21 protein-coding genes are annotated in these 20,909 nt (G+C 68.3%); 9 read left to right on the top strand and 12 right to left on the bottom strand.

Annotation, left to right across the window (positions count from 1 at the left end; all coding sequences use genetic code 11):
* Window positions 1-25 precede the first annotated feature (25 nt).
* Together DIE21_RS12600 and DIE21_RS12595 are read left to right on the top strand one after the other, a co-directional pair.
* Window positions 26-979 (top strand): ABC transporter substrate-binding protein, encoded by a 954-nt coding sequence (locus tag DIE21_RS12600; RefSeq protein WP_124498019.1) that lies wholly within the window; start codon window positions 26-28, stop codon window positions 977-979.
* Between the two features lie 92 nt (window positions 980-1,071).
* Window positions 1,072-1,938 carry an MOSC domain-containing protein gene (locus DIE21_RS12595; RefSeq protein WP_124498018.1) on the top strand — a complete coding sequence of 289 codons (867 nt, stop codon included), beginning with the start codon at window positions 1,072-1,074 and terminating at the stop codon, window positions 1,936-1,938.
* Between the two features lie 80 nt (window positions 1,939-2,018).
* Here DIE21_RS12595 and DIE21_RS12590 read toward each other — a convergent pair whose 3' ends face one another.
* Together DIE21_RS12590 and DIE21_RS12585 are read right to left on the bottom strand one after the other, a co-directional pair.
* Entirely contained in the window at window positions 2,019-3,494 is a 1,476-nt protein-coding gene (locus DIE21_RS12590; RefSeq protein WP_260426703.1) for a sensor histidine kinase, read from the bottom strand.
* A complete protein-coding gene (locus DIE21_RS12585; RefSeq protein ID WP_124498017.1) occupies window positions 3,491-4,165 on the bottom strand; it encodes a response regulator in 675 nt (224 codons plus the stop codon). The genes DIE21_RS12590 and DIE21_RS12585 overlap by 4 nt, the downstream gene beginning before the upstream one ends.
* A 125-nt stretch (window positions 4,166-4,290) precedes the next feature.
* Between DIE21_RS12585 and DIE21_RS12580 the strand changes: the two genes are divergently transcribed.
* The 4 genes from DIE21_RS12580 (at window position 4,291) to DIE21_RS12565 (ending at window position 9,575) form a co-directional block, all read left to right on the top strand.
* A complete protein-coding gene (locus DIE21_RS12580; RefSeq protein ID WP_124498016.1) occupies window positions 4,291-5,391 on the top strand; it encodes an ABC transporter substrate-binding protein in 1,101 nt (366 codons plus the stop codon).
* A 100-nt stretch (window positions 5,392-5,491) separates the two neighbouring features.
* Window positions 5,492-7,264, top strand: a complete 1,773-nt coding sequence (locus DIE21_RS12575; protein ID WP_124498015.1) for an iron ABC transporter permease — start codon at window positions 5,492-5,494, stop codon at window positions 7,262-7,264.
* Window positions 7,257-8,324 carry an ABC transporter ATP-binding protein gene (locus DIE21_RS12570; RefSeq protein ID WP_124498014.1) on the top strand — a complete coding sequence of 356 codons (1,068 nt, stop codon included), beginning with the start codon at window positions 7,257-7,259 and terminating at the stop codon, window positions 8,322-8,324. The genes DIE21_RS12575 and DIE21_RS12570 overlap by 8 nt, the downstream gene beginning before the upstream one ends.
* Window positions 8,325-8,483: 159 nt before the next feature.
* A complete protein-coding gene (locus tag DIE21_RS12565) occupies window positions 8,484-9,575 on the top strand; it encodes a porin (protein ID WP_124498013.1) in 1,092 nt (363 codons plus the stop codon).
* A 149-nt stretch (window positions 9,576-9,724) separates the two neighbouring features.
* Here DIE21_RS12565 and DIE21_RS12560 read toward each other — a convergent pair whose 3' ends face one another.
* Entirely contained in the window at window positions 9,725-10,687 is a 963-nt protein-coding gene (locus DIE21_RS12560) for a zinc-binding alcohol dehydrogenase family protein (RefSeq protein ID WP_124498012.1), read from the bottom strand.
* Window positions 10,688-10,742: 55 nt separating this feature from the next.
* Entirely contained in the window at window positions 10,743-10,994 is a 252-nt protein-coding gene (locus DIE21_RS12555; protein ID WP_124498011.1) for a hypothetical protein, read from the bottom strand.
* Window positions 10,995-11,089: 95 nt separating this feature from the next.
* Here DIE21_RS12555 and DIE21_RS12550 point away from each other — a divergent pair, with 95 nt between their 5' ends.
* Window positions 11,090-11,881 carry a helix-turn-helix domain-containing protein gene (locus DIE21_RS12550; RefSeq protein WP_124498010.1) on the top strand — a complete coding sequence of 264 codons (792 nt, stop codon included), beginning with the start codon at window positions 11,090-11,092 and terminating at the stop codon, window positions 11,879-11,881.
* 49 nt (window positions 11,882-11,930) lie between these two features.
* On the opposite strand, the gene hpaI is transcribed toward DIE21_RS12550, so the two are convergent.
* Genes hpaI through DIE21_RS12515 form a run of 7 tightly spaced genes read right to left on the bottom strand, consistent with a single transcriptional unit; the run spans window position 11,931 to window position 17,834 of the window.
* Complete coding sequence (gene hpaI, locus DIE21_RS12545) at window positions 11,931-12,737, bottom strand: 4-hydroxy-2-oxoheptanedioate aldolase (RefSeq protein ID WP_124498009.1); 807 nt, start codon at window positions 12,735-12,737, stop codon at window positions 11,931-11,933.
* Between the two features lie 12 nt (window positions 12,738-12,749).
* Window positions 12,750-13,553, bottom strand: a complete 804-nt coding sequence (hpaH, locus tag DIE21_RS12540) for a 2-oxo-hept-4-ene-1,7-dioate hydratase (RefSeq protein ID WP_124498008.1) — start codon at window positions 13,551-13,553, stop codon at window positions 12,750-12,752.
* Between the two features lie 19 nt (window positions 13,554-13,572).
* Window positions 13,573-13,965, bottom strand: a complete 393-nt coding sequence (locus DIE21_RS12535) for a 5-carboxymethyl-2-hydroxymuconate Delta-isomerase (RefSeq protein WP_124498007.1) — start codon at window positions 13,963-13,965, stop codon at window positions 13,573-13,575.
* Window positions 13,966-13,994: 29 nt separating this feature from the next.
* Complete coding sequence (gene hpaD, locus DIE21_RS12530; RefSeq protein WP_124498006.1) at window positions 13,995-14,843, bottom strand: 3,4-dihydroxyphenylacetate 2,3-dioxygenase; 849 nt, start codon at window positions 14,841-14,843, stop codon at window positions 13,995-13,997.
* Window positions 14,844-14,893: 50 nt separating this feature from the next.
* Window positions 14,894-16,357, bottom strand: coding sequence for a 5-carboxymethyl-2-hydroxymuconate semialdehyde dehydrogenase (hpaE, locus tag DIE21_RS12525; RefSeq protein ID WP_124498005.1), 1,464 nt, complete (start codon window positions 16,355-16,357; stop codon window positions 14,894-14,896).
* A 26-nt stretch (window positions 16,358-16,383) separates the two neighbouring features.
* Window positions 16,384-17,148: a fumarylacetoacetate hydrolase family protein gene (locus tag DIE21_RS12520; protein WP_124498004.1), complete on the bottom strand. Its 765-nt coding sequence runs from the start codon at window positions 17,146-17,148 to the stop codon at window positions 16,384-16,386.
* Window positions 17,145-17,834 carry a fumarylacetoacetate hydrolase family protein gene (locus DIE21_RS12515; RefSeq protein WP_124498003.1) on the bottom strand — a complete coding sequence of 230 codons (690 nt, stop codon included), beginning with the start codon at window positions 17,832-17,834 and terminating at the stop codon, window positions 17,145-17,147. The genes DIE21_RS12520 and DIE21_RS12515 overlap by 4 nt, the downstream gene beginning before the upstream one ends.
* Before the next feature lie 152 nt (window positions 17,835-17,986).
* Between DIE21_RS12515 and hpaR the strand changes: the two genes are divergently transcribed.
* A complete protein-coding gene (gene hpaR / locus DIE21_RS12510; RefSeq protein WP_124498002.1) occupies window positions 17,987-18,427 on the top strand; it encodes a homoprotocatechuate degradation operon regulator HpaR in 441 nt (146 codons plus the stop codon).
* Between the two features lie 70 nt (window positions 18,428-18,497).
* Here the strand turns inward: hpaR and DIE21_RS12505 are convergent, their stop codons facing one another.
* Window positions 18,498-19,697 (bottom strand): SDR family oxidoreductase, encoded by a 1,200-nt coding sequence (locus tag DIE21_RS12505; RefSeq protein WP_124498001.1) that lies wholly within the window; start codon window positions 19,695-19,697, stop codon window positions 18,498-18,500.
* A gap of 647 nt (window positions 19,698-20,344) precedes the next feature.
* On the opposite strand from DIE21_RS12505, the gene DIE21_RS12500 reads away from it, so the two are divergent.
* Entirely contained in the window at window positions 20,345-20,692 is a 348-nt protein-coding gene (locus DIE21_RS12500) for a DUF3564 family protein (RefSeq protein WP_124498000.1), read from the top strand.
* The last annotated feature ends 217 nt before the right edge of the window (window positions 20,693-20,909 follow it).

Here is a 20,909-nt window from a genome sequence, read left to right as displayed (position 1 = left end):
GTTTCCCCGCTCGACCGAACTCACGATGAATCCGACCCGACGCCACTTCCTCGCGCAAGCAACCGCCCTCGCCGCCGCCGCAACCGCGCCGGCCGCGCTTCATGCGCAATCGGGCGCGCGACCGCTGCTGCGTGCCGGCGACCAGAAAGGCGGGCTGCGCGCGCTGCTCGAAGCGGCGGGCGAACTGAACGGCCTCGCGTACGACATCGCGTGGACCGAATTCCCGGCCGCCGCGCCGCTCGCCGAAGCGCTGAACGCGGCAGCCGTCGACTGCGGGCCGATCGGCGACGCGCCGGTGATCTTTGCGCTCGCGTCGGGCGCCCGCATCAAGGTGATCGGCGCGAATCGCTCCGACCCATATGGCACCGCGCTGCTCGTGCGGCCCGACGCGACGCTGAAAGACGCCGCCGACCTGAAAGGCAAGCGCATCGGCACCACGCGCGGCTCGATCGGCCATTTCGTCACGCTGAAGGCGCTCGACGCGGCCGGCCTGCCGCCCGACGCCGTGTCGTTCCGCTTCCTGCCGCCGGCCGACACGATGCTTGCACTTGCAACCGGTTCGATCGACGCGTGGGCGACGTGGGAACCCTACACCGCGCTCGCCGAGACGAGCGGCCGCGCGCGCGTGCTCGTCAACGGCCGCGGCCTGTGGTCGGGCCTCAGCTACGTCGCGGCGACCGACGCGGCGATCGCATCGAAGCACGACGTGCTGCGCGACTTCCTGCAACGCGTCGTGCGCGCGCAGGTCTGGTCGTACCGGCACGTCGACGCGTATTCCGCGGCGCTCGCGCGCATCATCGGCATCCCGCCGGCGGCCGCGAAGCTGCAGTTCGAGCGCCGCAACACGCGCTGGCTGCCGATCGACGCGACGGTGATCGCCGGGCAGCAGCGCACGGCCGACTTCTACCTGAAGGCCGGGCTGCTGCGCCAGCCGCTCGACGTGCGCACGACCTTCGACCTCGGCTTTCCGTTGGCGTGAGCGGCCGCGCGGCGGCATGCAACCGCCCAAACGGCTTTCGCCCGATCTGGCACAATCGCGATTCGACCATCCCGCCTTTGTCAGCCAGCGTCATGCCAGCCATCTCCGAACTCTTCGTCTACCCGATCAAATCCTGCGCCGGCATCGCGCTGTCACGCGCGCAGCTGCTCGAAACGGGCCTCGCATACGATCGCCACTGGCTGATCACCACCCCGGACGGGATGATGATCACGCAGCGCACGCACCCGCGCCTCGCGCTGATCCGCACCGCGCTCGACAGCGATGCGCTCGTGCTGAACGCGCCGGGCATGGCCGAGCTCCGCACGCCGCTCGACGGCGACGCGACACCCGCCACGCCGAAGGTGGCCGCGACCGTCTGGCGCGACACCGTCGACGCGATCGACACGGGCGCCGAAACCGCCGCGTGGCTCACCGAATTCCTCGGCACGCCGTTGAAGCTCGCGCGCTTCGGCGCCGACGCACGCCGCGGCTGCAACCGCAAATGGACCGGCGACATCGATACGCACACGCAGTTCGCGGACGGCTATCCGCTGCTCGTGATCGGCCAGTCGTCGCTCGACGACCTGAACGCGAAGCTCGTCGCGAAAGGCGTGCCGGCGATCCCGATGAACCGCTTCCGCCCGAACATCGTCGTGTCGGATCTCGACGCGTATGAAGAGGATTTCCTCGAGCATCTCGACGCCGACGGCGAGACGCCCGTGCGGCTGCGGCTCGTGAAGCTGTGCACGCGCTGCCCGATGCCGACGATCGACCAGGTGACGGGCGCGCCGAACCCGGACTGGCCGCACGAGCCGACCGACACGATGCAGACCTATCGCGCGAACCCGAACTACGACAATGCGCTGACGTTCGGCATCAACGCGATCGTCGTCGAAGGCGCGGGCGCGTGGCTCGAGGTCGGGCAGTCGGTCGAAGCGGAGATCGGGTTCGGCGACTGACCCGGCTCACCGAAGCGGCGGGCGGCGCGTCGCTTGCGTCGCCACCCGCCGCCGCGGCTGCGCCGATCGCGGCGGCCCGTCTACCGCGCTGCCTGAACCGCCGGCAGCATCACCGTCACGATCAATCCGCCGCCCGTCGCATCGTCCAGCGTCACGCTGCCCTGATGCACGCGCGCGATCTCCCGCACGATCGACAGCCCGAGCCCCGTGCCTTCGACCGTCTGCGTCTTGCTGCCGCGATGAAAGCGCTCGAACACCGCGTCGCGCTCGCCGGCCGGAATGCCCGGCCCGTTGTCGATCACGTCGAGCCGCGCATGGTCGCCGTCGCGCGACACGCGCACCGTGATCACCGCGCGGTCGCCCGAGTAACGGATCGCGTTGTCGATCAGGTTTCCGATCATTTCGCCGAGCAGGTCCGGCTGCCCGAGCACGTCGACATCGGCCTCGTGCTCGAAACCCAGGTCGATGTCGCGCGCGCGCGCGACGGGCGACCAGTCGAGCGTCACGCTGCGCGCGAGCCGCTGCAGCGCGACCGGCTGGTGCGCAATCGCATGGCCGCTGTCCGAATCGAGCCGCGACAGCGACAGCAGTTGCTGGACGATCTTCGCCGCCTGCCGCACCGCGCCGTTCACACGCCGCAGATGCACGTTCACGCGCGGCTGCTCGTCCGGCCGCAGCGCGAGCTCGACGCCGGCCTGCACGGCCGCGAGCGGCGTTTTCAGCTGATGGGCCGCATCCGCGAAGAAGCGCCGCCGCGCGACCTGCATCCGCTGCGTGCGGCCGATGTACTGGTTGATCGAGTCGACGAGCGGCGCGAGCTCGCTCGGCATGCCGCCGGTGCCGAGCGGCGTCGGGTCGCCGTCGCTGCGCGCGGCGACCGTCGCCGACAGCCGGTTCAGCGGCCGCAGCCCGCGCCCGACGCCGAGCCACACGATCCCGAGCGCGAGCACGACGAGCAGCCCTTCCTGCAGCAGCGAGCCCACCAGGATCTCGCGCGCGAGCGCGTGGCGCGCCTCGATCGTCTCGCCGACCATCACCCATACGATGCGCGTCTGCGCGGTCGGCACGTCGTGCACCGGCACGCGCAGCGCGGCCATGCGCAACTGATCGCCGCGATAGACGACGTCGTAGTAGCGCGTGACGAACAGCGCACCGTCACCCTGCGGCAGCGGCAGGTCCGGATAGCCGGTGATCGTGTGGCCGTTGTCCTCGCGGATCAGGTAGTAGATCTTGCCGCCGTCGCCCGACTCGAACATCTCGAGCGCGAGATACGGCAGGTCGACCTCGATCTCGCCCTTGTTGAGGCGCACGCCTTCGCGGATCGACTTCAGCGACGACGACAGCGTGCGGTCGAACGCGACGTGCGCGGCGCTCATCGCGCGCTGGTACGTGAGCCACGAGTCGAGCGCGAGCAGCCCGAGCAGCGGCAGCAGCAGCCACAGCGCGACCTGCGTGCGCAGGTTCGGGCGGTGCCATGCCCTCCGCCGGGCCGCCCCGAGATGGGCATGCGCCCCCTCGGGGGGCCGCGAACGAAGGTCGGCGCGGGGGTGGCTCATCCGGCCGCCTTCGCTTCGAGCAGATACCCGAGCCCGCGCAGCGTGACGATCGCGACGCCGGTGTTCTCGAGCTTCTTGCGCAGCCGGTACACGTAGATCTCGATCGCATCCGCGTTGACCGACTCGTCGATCCCGAAGATCTTCTCCGACAGCGTCTCCTTGTTGATCGCGCGGCCGTTACGCAGGATCAGCACTTCGAGCACCGAGCGCTCGCGCGGCGTGAGCGGCAGCGGTTCGCCCGCGAGGTGAAAGCTGCGGTCGATACTGTCATACGAAAGCGGCCCGCATGCGACCCGCGAATGCTCGTGACCGAGGCTGCGCCGGATCAGCGCGCGGGCGCGTGCCTCCAGCTCGGTCAGCTCGAACGGCTTCGCCAGATAATCGTCGGCGCCGAGATTGAGCCCCTTCACGCGGTCCTCGACCGAGCCGTGCGCGGTGAGGATCAGCACCGGCACCGGATTGCGGCGCGCGCGCAGCCGCCGCAGCACCTCGAGCCCGTCGAGCTTCGGCAGCCCGAGATCGAGGATCACCAACGCGTAGTCCTGCGTGCGCAGCACGTGATCCGCCGCCTCCCCGTCCGCCATGTGATCGACCGCGAAGCGCGCGGCGCTCAGCGCGTCGCTCAACGACTGGGCCAGGTTCGGATTGTCTTCGACGAGCAGCACACGCATGGGGACCTCGGGAAATCCATGACACAAAGAACGCTATTGTGAACCGAAATGAAAGCAGGCTGAAAGTGCCTCGCAACTAACATCCGCATCACTCGAACAACACACACGCATCACTGGAGGAAGACATGCCGTTTGCACCGAAGCAGCTCGCCGCCGCGCTGGCGATCGTCCTGGGCACCGCCGCCGCCGGCGCCGTCGCGCAGGTTCCGGCCGGATATCCGGGTAACTACCAGGGTGTCGTCGACGCCGCGAAGAAGGAAGGCAAGCTGATCGTCTACTCGACGACCGACACGGGCCTCGTGCGCCCGCTGATCAAGGACTTCGAAAGCCTGTACGGCGTGAAGGTCGAGTACAACGACATGAACAGCACCGAGCTGTACAACCGCTACATCAGCGAGAACGCGGCCAGCAGCACCAGCGCCGACGTGCTGTGGAGCTCGGCGATGGACCTGCAGGTCAAGCTCGTCAACGACGGCCTGATGGCGTCGTACGATTCGCCCGAAAGCGCGAACGTGCCGCAATGGGCGCAATACCAGAAGCAGGCGTACGGCACGACGTTCGAGCCGCTCGCGATCGTCTACAACAAGCGCCTGATCCCCGAGAACGAGGTGCCGAAGACGCGCGCCGACCTGATCAAGCTGCTCACCACGCAAGCCGACAAGTTCAAGGGCAAGGTCACGACCTACGACATCGAGAAGTCGGGCGTCGGCTTCAACTACCTGACGCAGGACGCGCACGTAAACGAGCAGGTCACGTGGGAGCTCGTGAAGGCGATCGGTGCGACCAACCCGAAACTGCAGTCGAGCACCGGCGCGATGATGGAGCGGATCTCGTCCGGCGAGAACCTGATCGGCTACAACATCATCGGCTCGTATGCGTACGCGAAGGCGAAGAAGGACAAGTCGATCGGCTACGTGTTTCCGAAGGACTACACGCAGGTCGTGAGCCGCCTCGCGACGATCTCGAGGAAGGCGAGGAACCCGAACGCCGCGAAGCTGTGGGTCGACTACCTGCTGTCGAAGCGCGGCCAGACGCTGATCGCGAACCAGGCGAACCTGTACGCGATCCGCGCGGACGTGACCGGCGAGACGTCGGCCGCGAGTCTCACGAAGGAACTCGGCGATTCGCTGAAGCCGATCCAGATCGGCACCGGCCTGCTCGTCTATCTCGACCAGTCGAAGCGGCTCGCGTTCCTGAAGCAATGGCAGCAGGCGATCAAGCGCTGATCCGCTGACCTCCGGCCGTCCGCCGCACACCGCGCGGACGGCCCCTTCCCCTTACCGACTTCCTAGAGGCGGCCATCCGGATGGCCGCAGGGGTGAACTCATGCTTTCAACCAGCACACGCGGAACGGCGTCGGCCGTTCCACCCACCGCCGGCCAGGCCGGCGCGATCCCCGCGCTGCCGGCCAACAGCCTGCAGCCGCTCGCCGGCATGCTGCGCTGGATCGTCGTCGCGGTGCTGACCATCGCGGTCGCGCTGCCGCTCGGCTTCATCCTGTTCCAGAGCCTGCTGTCCGCGCCGTTCTTCGACGCGAACAAGACGCTCGGCATCGAGGGCTTCCGCTTCATCTTCACCGACCCGGACTTCTGGTCGGCCGTGAAGAACTCGTTCATCATCGCCGGCGGGATGCTGTTCATCTCGATCCCGCTCGGCGGCATCCTCGCGTTCCTGATGGTGCGCACCGACCTGCCCGGCCGCCGCTGGCTCGAACCGCTGCTGCTCACGCCCGTGTTCGTGTCGCCGATGGTGCTCGCGTTCGGCTACGTGGTCGCGGCCGGCCCCGTCGGATTCTACTCGGTGTGGTTCAAGGAACTGTTCGGGGTGCAGAACGTGCCCTGGAACGTCTACTCGATCTTCGCGATCACGGTGATCGTCGGCCTCACGCACGTGCCGCACGTGTACCTGTACTCGTCGGCCGCGCTGCGCAACCTCGGCTCGGACGTCGAGGAAGCCGCGCGCGTGACGGGCGCCCGGCCGTTCCGCGTCGCGCTCGACGTGAGCCTGCCGATGACGATGCCCGCGCTGCTGTTCGCCGGCGTGCTCGTGTTCTTCCTCGGCTTCGAGGTATTCGGGCTGCCGCTCGTGCTCGGCGATCCGGAAGGCCATCTCGTGCTCGCGACCTACCTGTACAAGCTGACCAACAAGCTCGGCGTGCCGTCGTATCACCTGATGGCCGCGGTCGCGGTGTGCATCGTCGCGATCACGTTCCCGCTCGTGCTGCTGCAGCGCCGCCTGCTGAAGACCGCGAACCGCTTCGTCACCGTGAAGGGCAAGGCCGGCCGCTCGACCGTGCTGCCGCTCGGCGTGTGGCGCTGGGTCGCGCTCGCGATCGTCGCGCTGTGGCTCGTGCTGACCGTGATCGTGCCGATCTCCGGCATCGTGCTGCGCGCGTTCGTGACCAACTGGGGCGAAGGCGTGCCGCTCACCGAAGTGCTGACGCTGTCGAACTTCGTCGAGCTGTTCGAGCAGGACAACCTCGTGCGCGCAATCGTCAACACGCTCGGCATCGGCGTGATCGGCGGCGCGCTCGCGATCGGCTTCTACTCGCTCGTCGCGTTCGCCGGCCACCGCCGCCACGACTGGGCGACCAAGCTGCTCGACTACCTCGTGCTGCTGCCGCGCGCGGTGCCGGGGCTGCTCGCCGGTCTCGCGTTCCTGTGGATCTTCCTGTTCGTTCCGGGCCTGCGCGAGCTGAAGAACTCGATGTGGAGCATCTGGATCGCGTACACGGTCGTATGGCTCGCATACGGGATGCGGCTCATCCAGAGCGCGCTGCTGCAGGTCGGCCCGGAGCTCGAGGAGGCCGGCCGCAGCGTCGGCGCCACGCGCAGCCGCGTGTCGCTCGACGTGACGCTGCCGCTCGTGCGCTTCGGCCTGCTCGCCGCGTGGCTCCTGATCTTCATGATCTTCGAGCGCGAATACTCGACCGCCGTCTACCTGCTGTCGCCCGGCACCGAAGTGATCGGCGCGCTGCTCGTGTCGCTGTGGGCGACCGGCGCCGTCGACCAGGTTGCCGCGCTCTCTGTCATCAACATCGCGATGGTCGGCGCCGGTCTCGGCGTGGCCCTGCGCTTCGGAGTGAAACTTCATGGATAAGCTCATCGTCGACGACCTGCATCTCAGCTACGGCGCCAACCCGATCCTCAAGGGCGTGTCGTTCGAACTGAAGGCCGGCGAAGTCGTGTGCCTGCTCGGCGCGTCGGGCAGCGGCAAGACCACGCTGCTGCGCGCGGTGGCCGGCCTCGAACAGCCGTCCGACGGGCGCATCCAGCTCGACGACCGCGTGTTCTTCGACGGCGCGAAACACGTCGACCTGCCCGTCGAACAGCGTTCGCTCGGCCTCGTGTTCCAGTCGTACGCGCTGTGGCCGCATCGCACCGTCGCCGACAACGTCGGCTACGGGCTCAAGCTGCGGCGGGTCGCGCCGGCCGAACAGAAACGCCGCGTACAGGCCGCGCTCGACCAGCTCGGCCTCGGCCATCTCGCCGAACGCTTTCCGCATCAATTGTCGGGCGGCCAGCAGCAGCGCGTCGCGATCGCGCGCGCGCTCGTCTACAACCCGCCGGTCATCCTGCTCGACGAGCCGCTGTCGAACCTCGACGCGAAGCTGCGCGAGGAAGCGCGTGCATGGCTGCGCGAGCTGATCGTGTCGCTCGGGCTGTCGGCGCTCTGCGTGACGCACGACCAGACCGAGGCGATGGCGATGTCCGATCGCATCCTGCTGCTGCGCAACGGCCGCATCGAGCAGGAAGGCACGCCGGCCGAGCTGTACGGCGCGCCGCGCTCGCTGTACACGGCCGAATTCATGGGCAGCAACAACCGCATCGACGCGCGCGTCGCGGCCGTCGACGGCGAACGCGTGACGCTCGCCGGCGACGGCTGGGAACTGCAGGCGCTCGCGCGCGACACGTTCGCGCCGGGCCAGCACGCGCAGGCCGTGATCCGGCTCGAACGCGTGCAGGTCGCCGACGGCCCGGGCGCGAACCGGCTGCAGGCCGACCTCGTCACGTCGATGTATCTCGGCGACCGCTGGGAATACCTGTTCCATTGCGGCGAGATGCGCCTGCGCGCGTTCGGCCACGTGCCGCGCGCGGCCGGCAAGCACTGGATCGAATTCCCGGCCAACGACTGCTGGGCGTTCGCCAAGGCGAGCTGACCCACGCGGCGGGCACCGCGCCCGCCGCTCGCGCGCTTTCCGTCAGGTGATGACAGGTCTGTCCGGCGGACGTCTTCGGGCGTCCGCCGTGGCGTACTGCGCGCTGCATCCGCTTCACCCTGTTTCACCCACCCACAAAAAACCAAGGAGACACCGTCAATGAAGTCACGCGCAGAACGTTCCCTTCGCACCGCCATCCTCACCGGATCCGCCGTCGCAGCCGGCCTCGCGGCAGGCGCCGCGCACGCGCAGTCGTCGGTCACGATGTACGGGATCATGGATGCCGGCATCGAATACACGAACCATACGGCGCCGGAAGGCGGCAATTCGTTCAAGCTGAAATCCGGCAACAAGAATACGTCGCGCTGGGGCCTGCGCGGCGTCGAGGATCTCGGCGGCGGACTGAAGGCCGTGTTCCGCCTCGAAAGCGGGATCGATCTCGCGAACGGCGCGTCCGACGACGGCCCCGACTCGATCTTCGCGCGCCGCGCGACGGTCGGCCTGAAAGGCAAATGGGGCGAAGTCTCGCTCGGCCGCAACTTCACCGTCACCTACGACTACATGCTGCCGTTCGATCCGATGGGTTACGCGCAGAACTATTCGTGGGCGACGTCGTCGATGGCGACCGGCGGCCGCAAGGACGGCCTCTTCACGCGTTCGTCGAACGCCGTGCGCTACGACGGCGAATTCGGCGGCTTCAAGTTCGGCGCGCTGTACGGCTTCGGCAACGTGCCGGGCAGCGTGAAGACCAGCTCGAAGTACGACTTCGCGCTCGGCTACGAGACCGGCCCGTTCGCGGCGGTCGTCACGTTCGACCGGCAGAACGGCGCGGCCGACAGCGTCACGCCGGCCGATACCGTCAACACCATCCAGGGCATCCACGCGGGCCTGAGCTACGACTTCGGCAACCTGAAGACGATGGCCGGTTATCGCAACTATCGGCGCACGTATCACACGAGCGCGGCGAACCAGTTGAGCGATATGGTCTGGCTCGGCGGGTCGTACCAGTTCACGCCGACGTTCTCGCTGATCGCGGCCGTCTATCACCAGAACATCAAGGGTGCCAGCGATGCCGATCCGACGCTGGTGTCGGTGCGGGCGCAGTACGCGCTGTCGAAGCGCACGGTGCTGTATGCGGCCGGCGCGTTCGCGATCGCGCAGCATGGGGAGAAAGTGGGTGTGTCGCGCGATTTCGCCGGGTATGGCACCACGCAGGTCGGCGTGACGGCGGGGATTCAGCAGCGGTTCTGAATCCGACGCGCCGGGTGGCGCTACTCATGGTCGAACAGCGCCGCCCGCTTGGCGCGATGCGCGCTGCCGTGTGAGCACGGGTGCCCGACGGTCACTGCGCGGCGCGACTCGCGCGTGGCGTGCGATGCCCGCCGCGCGCCAGTCACCGTTCACTCGGCACGCGTCACGAACACCGGGCGAACCCGGCTATTCGCGTCGTCCCAATGTTCGCCGACCGCCGACAGCGGCACGGTGCGCGTTTCGATCGCCAGGCTCGCGGGCGCGGCGGCGTCGAATACGCCGCGGATGGCGGCCAACAAGCGGGGCAGCGGCACGCTGCCCAGGCCGCTCCCCATCAATTCGATCGCGGTCGCACGCAGCACGGCGCCCGGCAGCAGCACGTCGGCGCCGGCGATCGAACCGATCTGCACGAAACGCAGCCGGCGCCCTTCAGGCGTCGCCTTCGCGGCCGCGACGAGCAACGCCTGCGCGCTGGCGCCCCACAGATAGTCGAGCACGACGTCGACGCCCGCGCGGAAATGCAGTCCCAGTACGCGGGCAAGCTGCGCATCGTCCTGCTGCAGCGACACGACCGAATCCGCACCGGCATTCAGCAACGCATCCAGTGCAGCCGCGTTGCGGCCCGTCGCGATCACCTTCGCGGCGCCCAGATGCTTCGCGATCCGCACGGCCAGCCGCCCTGACGTGCCCGTCGCACCGTTGACGAGCACCGTCTCGCCTGCCGCGAGCCGCGCGCGTTCGGTCAATGCCGCCCACGACGACATCGCGGGAATCGCGATCGCCGCGGCCGTGACGTCGTCGAGGTCGTCCGGCAGCGGCACGCATTGCGCGTCAGGCACGATCGTGCGCTCGGCCATCGCGCCAAACGGCGCGGGGGCGCCGAAGAAGTACACGCGCTGTCCGTCGTCGCCGCGCCCCACGCCATCGACGCCGGCGACGAACGGATAGCTGCCGCCGGACGAATAATGCGTGCCGGCAGCGCGCCCCTGTGCGAGCCGGCTCAGCGCGGATGCCGTCACGTCGATCAGACGGTGAGCCGGCAGCGCGCGCGGCGCTTCGCACTCCGTATAAACTGGACGCCGTCCGGCGCCCTCCACGACTGCTGCCTTCATGTCGGTTCCTTGCAGTTGGCGGCCCCGGTATCGCGACCGGTGCCGGCGTCCGTCTTCAACGCGCGTCGATCCATGCACGCAGCGCCGCGTCGCGCACTTCGAGTACATCGAACAATCCGATCGCCCGCAGCGCAGGCAGCACTTCGACTAGGTCGGCTTCCGCCGTGGCCCGCTCGGCCGGGGATGCGCGTGGATCGGCCAGCACGCGCGCATTGACCAGGAACGCGCCCACCGTGCCCTTGCGGATCGTCGTTGCGCCGGCCTCGATCCGGTCGGCATGGTCGGGGAGAAGGTGTTCGGCTCGCATCGCGTCGTACTCCAGTGGTGGTCGATGGAGGCAGTGTAGGCGTGCAACATCGGCCGATCTCCGGTATAAAAGCCATTCGATACGGAAATCCGGCCATGTCCGATCCCTTGCTTCCCGCCCACCTCGTCACGTCCGACGACGGCCCGTTCGTCGCCGCCGCCGTGCTGACGCAGCGCGACCCGCGCGTGACACCGTCGCACACGCATGCGCGCGGCCAGTTGGTCGGCGCGCTGAGCGGGTTGGTGACGATCGGCCTCGACGATGAGGAGTGGGTCGTGCCGGCGATCCACGCGATCTGGATTCCGCCGCATTGCCGGCATTCGCTGCGCTCGTTCGGGCCGATTTCCGGCTGGTCGGCGTTCGTCTCTGAAAAGCGCTGCGCGACATTGCCGGACACGCCGCGCGCGATCCGCACGTCGCCGTTGCTGCGCGAAGCCGTGCAGCGCGCGGCCAGCTGGGGTGATTCGGACCTGGATGCCGCGCAGACGCGGATCGCCGACGTGATCCTCGATGAAATCGCGTCATCGGAAGTCGAAGCGCTGGGACTGGTACGGCCGCGGGACCAGCGGCTCATGAGGATTACCGATGCGCTTGCCGCAGATCTCGCGGACAACCGGCGGCTGGAGGAATGGGCCGCCTGGGCCGGCATCAGCGCGCGGACGATGAGCCGCCGCTTCGTCGCCGAGACGGGGCTGACGTTTGCGCAGTGGCGTCAGAAGGCAAGGCTGCTGCGGGCGCTCGAGAAAATCGCCGACGGCGTGCCGGTGACGACGATCGCGCTCGATCTCGGCTACGACAACGTGGGCGCGTTCATCGACATGTTCCAGCGGGCAATGGGGACAACGCCGGGGCGGTATATCGAAGTGGTGCGTCGCGGGGGCGGCTAGCGCGGCAGCACAAACGCATGCCGCCTGCGACGCGCCTGCCGCCGCGGCCTCAATACGTGCCGCCCCCCTTGTTCGCCGCCTCGCCCCCCCTCCCCTTGAACTGCGCGGCCAACCGCTCCGCACTCCTCGCCAGCAACGTCGTATCAACGCCCACCGCGACAAACAGCGCCCCCGCTTCCAGATACCGCCGCGCCGCCGCTTCATCCGCGCTCAGAATGCCCGGCGCCTTGCCGGCCGCCTTGATCGCACGGATCGCGCCATCGATCGCGGCCTGCACATCCGGATGCCCGGGATTGCCGAGATGCCCGAGGTCGGCCGCCAGATCCGCCGGCCCGATGAACACGCCGTCGACGCCCTCCACCCGCGCAATCGCATCGATCGCGTCGAGCCCCGCACGCGTTTCGACCTGCACGAGCACCGCCATCTCGTCGTTCGCACGATGCAGGTAATCGCCGACACGATTCCATCGCGACGCGCGCGCGAGCGCGCTGCCGACCCCGCGAATCCCGTGCGGCGGATACCGCGTCGCGGCCACTGCCGCGCGCGCTTCGCCGGCGCTCTGCACCATCGGCACGAGCAGCGTCTGCGCGCCGAGGTCGAGCACCTGCTTCACGATCACCGGATCGTTCCATGGCACGCGCACGACCGGCTGCGACGGATACGGCGCGATCGCCTGCAACTGCGCGAGAATCGTCGGCACCGTGTTCGGCGCATGCTCGCCGTCGATCAGCAGCCAGTCGAAGCCGGCGCCCGCGACGACTTCGGCACTGTACGGATTCGCGAGCCCGAGCCACAGCCCGACCTGCGCGTCGCCGCGCGCGAGCACGGCCTTGAAGACATTCGACGGAATCTGCATGGCCCGCTCACCTCACTCGAAGTAGCACTGGATCGTCCCGAGCGGGCCGTAGTCGACGCTGAACGTGTCGCCCGGTCGTGCCGCGCACGGCCGCGTGAACGAGCCGCCGAGCACGATCTGCCCCGGTTCCAGCGCGACGTCGAAACGCGACAGCCGATTCGCGAGCCACGCGACGCCATTGGCCGGATGATTCAGCACGCCGGCCGCGACGCCCGTTTCCTCGACCACGCCGTTGCGCGACATGATCGCCGCGACCCAGCGCAGGTCGACGTCCTGCGGCTTCACGGGCCGCCCGCCGATCACGACGCCCGCGTTCGCCGCGTTGTCGGCGATCGTGTCGAACACCTTGCGCGGCCGCTTCGTATCGGGGTCGATCGACTGGCTGCGCGCGTCGATGATCTCGAGCGCGGGCACCACGTAGTCGACCGCGTCGTACACGTCGAAGATCGTGCAGTTCGGGCCCGTGAGCCGCTTGCCGAGCACGAACGCGAGTTCGACCTCGACGCGCGGCACGATGAAGCGGCCGGTCGGAACGGTGCCGCCGTCGTCGAAGAACATGTCGTCGAGCAGCGCGCCGTAATCGGGCTCGTCGATCTGCGACGTGTTCTGCATCGCTTTCGACGTGAGGCCGATCTTGTGCCCCTTGAGCGTGCGGCCTTCCGCGAGCTTCAGGGTCACCCACGCGCGCTGGATCGCATACGCGTCGTCGATCGTGATGTCGGGATGGTCGAGCGAGATCTGGCGGATCTGCGTGCGCGCGCGCTCGGCGTCGTGCAGACGCCGCGCGAGCTGGTCGATGAGGGCGGGTTCGAGCATGGTCGGATCGGGAATGGGTTCAGCCGGCCCGCTTGTAGCGGGCGTGAATGTTGTTGTGCTTGTACGAGCCGCTTTCGCTGAACTCGGTCAACTCCATCGACAGCGCCAGATAGCGCCTCGCGTACAACTCCGCGAAATGCGCCTTGATCGCGTCGAACAGCGCGTCGCACGCGGCCTGCTTCGTTGCGTCGCTGCGGCCCGAGCCGATCTTCAGCGTCACGTGGACGAACGCGTCGTCCGCGGTGCCGTCGGCGACGCAGTAATCCTGCAGCTCGATCGCGCGCGAGCGGATGCCGCCGGTCGGAAACACGCCGCCCTGCGCGATCAGCGTCGCGTTGATCGTGCGCAGCAGCACGGGAATGCGCGCGTCGTCGCGGATGTTCGCGGTGTATTCGACGACGATGTGTGGCATGGCAACGCTCCGGGTAGGTGATGCGGCGCTCAGGCGAGCGGGAAGATCGCGTTGATCTGCCCGGTGCCCGAGCTCGCGAAATAGTCGGTGACGATCTCGACCGGCTTGTCGTAGCGATCCCAGCCGAGCAGGCCGAGCAGCATCGCCGTGTCGTGCATCCCGCCTTCGCCGTGACAATGCGTGTTGTACTCGGGCAGCATCGCGCAGAAGGTCTTGAAATCGCCCTGCTTCCACAGCTCGACCACGCGCAGGTCGACCTGCCGGAAGAACTCGCGGCTGATCTCGTGGATCGATTCCTCGGGGCTGCCGTTGTCGTTGAAGCGATGCGACAGCGAGCCGCTCGCGAGGAACGCGACGTTCGAATCGCTCTTCTCGATTGCCTCGAGCAGTGCCTCGCCGAAGCGGCGGCTCTCGTCGAGCTGATGCCACATGCACCACCCGGCGATCGACACGACCTTGAAGTGCTGGTCGCCGTTCATGTAGCGCATCGGCACGAGCGTGCCGTATTCGAGTTCGAGGCTGTCGATCTCGTGCGCGCGCGTCGCGATCCCGCGCGCGCTGGCCGTCTCCGCGATCAGGCGGCCGAGTTCCGGGTTGCCCGGATACGCGTACTGCATGTCGCGGATGAAATGCGGCAGCTCGTTGCTGGTATAGGTGCCGGCGAACCGCGCATTGCAGTTCACGTGGTAGCCCGCGTTGACGAGCCAGTGCACGTCCGACACGACGATCGTGTCGACGCCGAGCGCGCGGCAGCGCTCGCCGATCAGCCGATGGCCGCGGATGGCCGCGTCGCGGCAGCCGTGATGCTTGCCGGGCTGCTCCGACAGGTACATCGACGGCACATGCGTGATCTTCGCGGCGAGGGACAGTTTGCCCATCGTTCAAGTCTCCGTATCGTTCGGTCGTGCGCCAACACGACCCGCGCCCGTTACACGCCCCAGCGGGGAATATGATGCGAACCCATCGAGATGCACACGTTCTTGATCTCCGCGAACACCTCGAAGCTGTACTCGCCGCCCTCGCGTCCGGTGCCCGACTCCTTCACGCCGCCGAACGGCTGGCGCAGGTCGCGCACGTTCTGGCTGTTCACGAACACCATCCCGGCCTCGATGCCGCGCGCGAGGCGATGCACCTTGCCGACGTCCTGGGTCCAGATGTACGACGCGAGCCCGTAGGACGTGTCGTTCGCGAGCCGCAGCCCTTCCTCCTCGTCCTCGAACGGGATCAGGCACGCGACCGGCCCGAAGATCTCTTCCTGCGCGATGCGCATCCCGTTGTCGACGTCGGCGAACACGGTCGGCCGCACGAAGTTGCCGTTGCGCAGATGATCGGCGAGACCGGCCGGCTTGTCCGCGCCGCCCGCGACCACGCGCGCGCCTTCCTGCTCGCCGATGCGGATGTAGCCGGTCACCTTCTCCCAATGCTGGCGCGTGATCATCGCACCGAGCTGCGTGCCCGGATCGGACGGGTCGCCGACCATCAGGTTGTTCGCGCGGCGCGCGAATTCCTGCACGAAACGGTCGTAGATCGTGCGCTGCACGAAGATCCGCGAGCCTGCGGTACAACGCTCGCCGTTGATCGAGAAGATCGTGAACAGCGACGCGTCGAGCGCGCGGTCGAAATCGGCATCGTCGAAGATCAGCACCGGCGACTTGCCGCCGAGCTCCATCGAATACTTCTTCAGGCCCGCGCGTTCCATGATCCGCTTGCCCGTGACCGTGCCGCCCGTAAACGACACCGCGCGCACGTCGGGATGGCGCACCAGTGCGTCGCCGGCGGTCGCGCCATAACCCTGCACGACGTTCAGCACGCCCGGCGGAATGCCGGCTTCGAGCGCGAGCCGGCCGAGCTGGTCGGCCGTCAGCGGCGACAGCTCGGACATCTTCAGCACGGCCGTGTTGCCGAGCGCGAGACACGGCGCCGTCTTCCACGTCGCCGTCATGAACGGCACGTTCCACGGCGATACCAGCGCGCACACGCCGACCGGCTGGTACAGCGTGTAGTTCAGCATCTGGTCGTCGACCGGATACGTGCGGCCGTTCATCTGCACGCACACTTCCGCGAAGAAGTTGAAGTTCTCGGATGCGCGCGGAATCAGCTGCTTGCTCGTCTGCGCGATCGGCAGGCCGGTGTCCTGCGTCTCGAGCGCGGCGAGCATCGGCACGTTCTTCTCGATCAGTTCGCCGAGCTTGCGCATCAGCTTCGCGCGCTCCCTGGCAGGCGTGTTCGCCCACTTCGGGAACGCTTCCTTCGCCGCGCGCACGGCCGCGTCGACTTCGGCCTCGCCGGCCGACGCGACGTCGGTGATCACGTCGCCCGTCGCGGGGTTCAGCGTCGTGAAGGTCTCGCGGCTGCCGACTTCGCGGCCGTCGATCCAGTGCTTGATGGTCATGTGCTCTCCTTCCTTGGGCGACGGGCTCAGCCGGCGCGATAGTAGTCTGCTTCGCCGACGATCGTGCTCACCAGCCGGCCGATCCCTTCGATTTCCGTCACGACCTCGTCGCCCGGCTTCGTGTCCGCCAACCCTTCCGGCGTGCCGGTCAGGATCAGGTCGCCCGGCGAGAGCGTCATGAAGCTGCTGATGTGCTCGATCAGCGCGGGCACGTCGAAGATCATGTCGCGCGTGCTGCCGCGCTGGGTCTCCTGGCCGTTCACCGTCGTGCGCAGCATCAGGTCGCCCGCGTCGCCGATCTCGTCGCGGCTCACGAACCACGGCCCGAGCGGCGTGCAGGTGTCGCGGTTCTTCACGCGCAGGTTCGGGCGGTAGTAGTTCTCGAGATAGTCGCGGATCGCGTAGTCGTTCGCGACCGTGTAGCCGGCGACGTAGTCGAGCGCCTGCGCGCGGCTCACGCTTCGCGCCGGGCGGCCAATCACGACGGCCAGCTCGCACTCGTAGTGCATATGCGTCGCATCCGCCGGGCGCACGGTGAGCGACCGGTGGCCGATGAACGTGTTCGGCCCCTTCAGGAAGATCAGCGGCTCGCTCGGCGCATTGAACGCGAGTTCCTTCGCGTGGTCCGCGTAGTTCAGGCCGAGCGCGAACGTCGTGCGCGGCGCGACGGGCGGCAGCCACGTCACCCCGTCCTCCGCGAGCACGCGGCCCGTATCGAGCCGGATCGCGCCGTCGCCGGCCGGTTCGGCCGCATGCAGTGCACCGTTGTAGATCACGCGCGCCGTCTTCATCGTGCCTCCTCCGCGATCAGCGTATGCCGCAACGTGCCGATGCCGGCGCCGGCGATCTCGATCGTGCTGCCCGCGCGGGCACGCGGTGCGCCACCCGCGACGCCGAGCAGCAGCACGTCGCCCGCGTCGAACGACATGAAGGCCGTCACATCGGCGATCAGTTCGCGCACCGGGCGGATCAGCGTGGCGGTCGACGCGGACACCACCGGGGCGCCGTCGATCCGCACGGTCAGGCCGATCGCGTCGACGTCGCCGAGCGCGGCCGCCGGCACGATCGCCGGACCCAGCGGGCAGAAGCCGTCGCGGCACTTGAAGCGCACGGCCGGACGGTAGTAATCGGGATGCGGGACCGACACGTCGCTCGCCAGCGTGAAGCCATGCACGTAGTCGAGCGCCTGCGCGGCCGGCACGCGCGTCGCGCGCCGCGAGAACACGACGGCCACCGACGCGCCGATCTCCAGCGCATCGACGCCGGCCGGCACCACGACCGCCGCGCCGTCCGCTGCATGCGTGTTGGCCGGCTTGATGTAAAGGATCGGCGCCTGCGGCGGACAGCCGTAAGGCGGTGCATGCACGGCATCGCCGAGCGCGTCGAGTGCGGCGCGCTCGTTGAGCAGCGCACCGTAGACGGTACCGATGGCGACCGGCAGCGGCGGCGCCGCGGCAGTCCTGCAAGACAGCTCCATGCGTCATTCCCCTGCCGCGCGTCGCGGCGCATCGTCAATACTTAATATCTTAAGTAAACAATCGGACGCTGGCAACCTCGATTACCCTGATATGCGAAATTCGTCACCGTCGGCTGTTAAGATTGATGCGTCCCCGTCCATTCCCCACCCCGATGAACCGTACGCTCGACCATCGCAACCTTGCCATGCTGCTGCTCGAGGCCCGCGAAACGCTGATGGGCCTGTTCCGCCCCATTCTCAAGGAATTCGCGCTGACCGAACAGCAATGGCGGATCATCCGCGTGCTCGACGGCGAACCGGCGCATGCGCTCGAAGCGGGACAGATCGCGCGCCGCTGCTGCATCCTGAGCCCGAGTCTCACGGGCGTGCTGGAACGGATGGAACGCGACGGCCTGATTACCCGCACGCGCGCGCGGGAAGATCAGCGCCGGCTGCTGGTGAGCCTGACGCCGCAAAGCAGGAAGCTGGTGACCGAAATCGGCCCGCGCATCGACGAGCAGTACCGCCAGCTCGAAGCGCGATTCGGCCAGGACGGCCTGGACGACATCTACCGCGCGCTCGACCGGCTGATCGAGCTCGGCAGCGCGTCGTAGGGCCCGCCGCCGCCGGACCGCCGCGAGCGGCGGTGACCCTGAACCGGCAGGCCGCGGATCGCGCGGGCAGTCAGTGCAGCGCGCCGCGCATCAGCTCGGTCACCGCGACGCCGCGCGACGTGCGCATGCACTCCTCGACGTAATCGACGAACGGCAGCGGCTCGAAATCGATTTCGTCGCGCACGCGGCGGTTGTCGAATACGCGATCGACCGTCGCAAATTCCGCGCAACGCTGCAACGCCCGGCCGATCACGCGCTCGAGCGCCGGATCGGACCGCCCGAGCACGTCGCGCACCACGAGCGGCAGTTCGTCCGGCGCGCATGCCGCATAGCGCGGCGCGCCCGTCATGCCGGCCGCCTCGTCCATCGCGCGCACGATCTGCGCGACCTGCGGCGCCTCGTCGCCGGCCGACACGTGATACACGTCGTGCATCAGCGTCGGCTTCACGGCCAGCAGCATCGTCGCGCGCGCCACGTCGTCGACCGACACGATGTCGATGCGCGTCATCGGCCGCGCGGTGAAGCGGCGCGCCGCGTGCGCGACGCGGAACATCCAGAACGAATTCGGCGCGGGCCGCGTGCCGAGCACCGTGTGACCGACGACGTGCGACGGGCGCACGACCACGAGCGGCAGCCCCAGCCCGCGCAGGCGCTGTTCCGTTTCCGCCTTCGCGTGCAGGTAGTCCGCCGCGAGCACCGCGCCAGGCAGCCCGTCGCGGCTGTGCGCGACATCACTCGCCGCCGCCTCCTGCACGATCCCGCCTCGGCCCGCATGCGCATACGCGGTGCCGACATACACGAAACGCTGCAGCCGCGGCGCGTGCGCGAACCGCTCGGCAAAGCGCAGCGCATCGTCGATGTCCGCCTGCAGGTGCGCGCCGTCGGCCGGCGACGCATGGCCCGCGCAGTGGATCACGTGCGTCGCGCCGGCGAGACGCGGCGCGTCGGCGCCCTCCCACACGTCGCCGAGCGCGCCGACGATCACGTTCGCGTCGCAGAGACGCGACGCCCAGTACGGCGCGAGCCCTGCGCGCAGCGCCGCTTCGCGCAGTCGCGCGACCGCGTGGCCGCGATTCTCCGCCCGCACGACGCACACGATGCGCTCGAGCAACCCTGCGTTGACGAGCGCCGTCAGCACGGTACTGCCGATGAAGCCGGTGGCGCCGGTGAGCACCAGCCGCCCGACGTTGGCCGCCGCGACCGGTGCGCTGGCCGGCGACACGAGGCTCGTCCGCCAGTTGAGCGACAACGCGGTTTTCCAGATCAGCACGATAGTCTCCTTCGAAGAATCGGCCGGGCGACGCCGCTGCCGCGGGGGACGGGGCTGCGCACGGCTGCCGGCCGGGCCGGGGCCGACGCTCGCCCCGGCGGTCCCCGATCCTGCTGCGGCCCGCGATCGCGTCGATCGCGCCCCCGGCACGAGGCGGCAGCCCGCCGCGGACGGGCGTCCGTGGCACAGGATCGGGAAATTCCCAGTGTGGGGCCCGATCGCCCGCAAGTCTGTCCCGAAAGTTTCGTGAAAGTGTGCGGATTTGTACGCGAATGTCTGAGTGTGTCGCGCCGGCCGGGCCGTCCAATCGTTGAAACGTCCGGTCGGACAGTATTCGGGGCCTGCATGGCTGGGCCGCCGGCGCGGTTCGGGGCCATCCCTTCGGCGCGACACATCGACGCGCCCCGGCCTAGTCATCGCATGTCCCGGGCGGCGCCGACGTCCGGCCGCGGCATGCGGATCGCGGTGCCGCCTGCGTTTGCGCGCGCAACCCGAATCCGCGCGTATCGTCAGACGTCCTTTCATCCGAAACGCCAATAGACGCAATGCGGATTTATTGAGGATTATCACTTGCGTTTCATGGCAGTCTATCTAGACTGTTCAAACCAAAACGGTCGAATGTGTCATTTTCTTCAGGAGACGATCCAATGCGCCTCACCATTCGGATTAATGGCAGCGAATCGGCAACCCGGCACGCCTTCGCGGTGCTGTGGGTCGATACCGACGAGGGCCTGTGGTCACGCGAGGCACACCAGGGCATCGATCTGCCGACCTGGGGCAAGGTGCGGGACGTGGAAGGCGCGATGGCCCTCTGCGCGGCCGACAGTGGAAACGCCGTGTGCCAGCTGAAGGGCCTGTCGTTCAGCCCGACGCAGCGCGAACAGGGCCCCGCGGTGCTCGCGGGCGAGCACCCCGACGGCGCGTGGCGCCTGCAGGCGGTCGATCGTTCCACGGCGGAGTCGGAAAACCACGAATTCATTTCCGTCGCGCGATAGGTATTCCCGACGGCAATCCTCTGCGGTTTCCGGGTTTATTCCGGTTTCCGCGATATTCATTTCGATATTCAGCAATAACGGCGCCTCACTCGGGGCGCTTTTTATTTTCCGCTCCCCGAAATTAATCGGGGCCGGGGTAATTGAAGCGCGCTTGCGGTAACCCCCGTCTCTCCTCCCCGATTTCCTCGCCGCCAGCGAGCCATGCCGCGCCGCCGTT

The sequence above is a fragment of the Burkholderia sp. Bp9140 genome (assembly GCF_003853425.1).
Lineage (GTDB): Bacteria > Pseudomonadota > Gammaproteobacteria > Burkholderiales > Burkholderiaceae > Burkholderia.
This window is presented reverse-complemented; position numbering and strand designations above follow the sequence as displayed.

Coding starts and splice junctions, on each gene's coding strand:
- DIE21_RS12600 (WP_124498019.1), top strand. CDS start 26: ATGAATCCGACCCGACGCCACTTCCTCGCGCAAGCAACCGCCCTCGCC.
- DIE21_RS12595 (WP_124498018.1), top strand. CDS start 1,072: ATGCCAGCCATCTCCGAACTCTTCGTCTACCCGATCAAATCCTGCGCC.
- DIE21_RS12590 (WP_260426703.1), bottom strand. CDS start 3,494: ATGAGCCACCCCCGCGCCGACCTTCGTTCGCGGCCCCCCGAGGGGGCG.
- DIE21_RS12585 (WP_124498017.1), bottom strand. CDS start 4,165: ATGCGTGTGCTGCTCGTCGAAGACAATCCGAACCTGGCCCAGTCGTTG.
- DIE21_RS12580 (WP_124498016.1), top strand. CDS start 4,291: ATGCCGTTTGCACCGAAGCAGCTCGCCGCCGCGCTGGCGATCGTCCTG.
- DIE21_RS12575 (WP_124498015.1), top strand. CDS start 5,492: ATGCTTTCAACCAGCACACGCGGAACGGCGTCGGCCGTTCCACCCACC.
- DIE21_RS12570 (WP_124498014.1), top strand. CDS start 7,257: ATGGATAAGCTCATCGTCGACGACCTGCATCTCAGCTACGGCGCCAAC.
- DIE21_RS12565 (WP_124498013.1), top strand. CDS start 8,484: ATGAAGTCACGCGCAGAACGTTCCCTTCGCACCGCCATCCTCACCGGA.
- DIE21_RS12560 (WP_124498012.1), bottom strand. CDS start 10,687: ATGAAGGCAGCAGTCGTGGAGGGCGCCGGACGGCGTCCAGTTTATACG.
- DIE21_RS12555 (WP_124498011.1), bottom strand. CDS start 10,994: ATGCGAGCCGAACACCTTCTCCCCGACCATGCCGACCGGATCGAGGCC.
- DIE21_RS12550 (WP_124498010.1), top strand. CDS start 11,090: ATGTCCGATCCCTTGCTTCCCGCCCACCTCGTCACGTCCGACGACGGC.
- hpaI (WP_124498009.1), bottom strand. CDS start 12,737: ATGCAGATTCCGTCGAATGTCTTCAAGGCCGTGCTCGCGCGCGGCGAC.
- hpaH (WP_124498008.1), bottom strand. CDS start 13,553: ATGCTCGAACCCGCCCTCATCGACCAGCTCGCGCGGCGTCTGCACGAC.
- DIE21_RS12535 (WP_124498007.1), bottom strand. CDS start 13,965: ATGCCACACATCGTCGTCGAATACACCGCGAACATCCGCGACGACGCG.
- hpaD (WP_124498006.1), bottom strand. CDS start 14,843: ATGGGCAAACTGTCCCTCGCCGCGAAGATCACGCATGTGCCGTCGATG.
- hpaE (WP_124498005.1), bottom strand. CDS start 16,357: ATGACCATCAAGCACTGGATCGACGGCCGCGAAGTCGGCAGCCGCGAG.
- DIE21_RS12520 (WP_124498004.1), bottom strand. CDS start 17,148: ATGAAGACGGCGCGCGTGATCTACAACGGTGCACTGCATGCGGCCGAA.
- DIE21_RS12515 (WP_124498003.1), bottom strand. CDS start 17,834: ATGGAGCTGTCTTGCAGGACTGCCGCGGCGCCGCCGCTGCCGGTCGCC.
- hpaR (WP_124498002.1), top strand. CDS start 17,987: ATGAACCGTACGCTCGACCATCGCAACCTTGCCATGCTGCTGCTCGAG.
- DIE21_RS12500 (WP_124498000.1), top strand. CDS start 20,345: ATGCGCCTCACCATTCGGATTAATGGCAGCGAATCGGCAACCCGGCAC.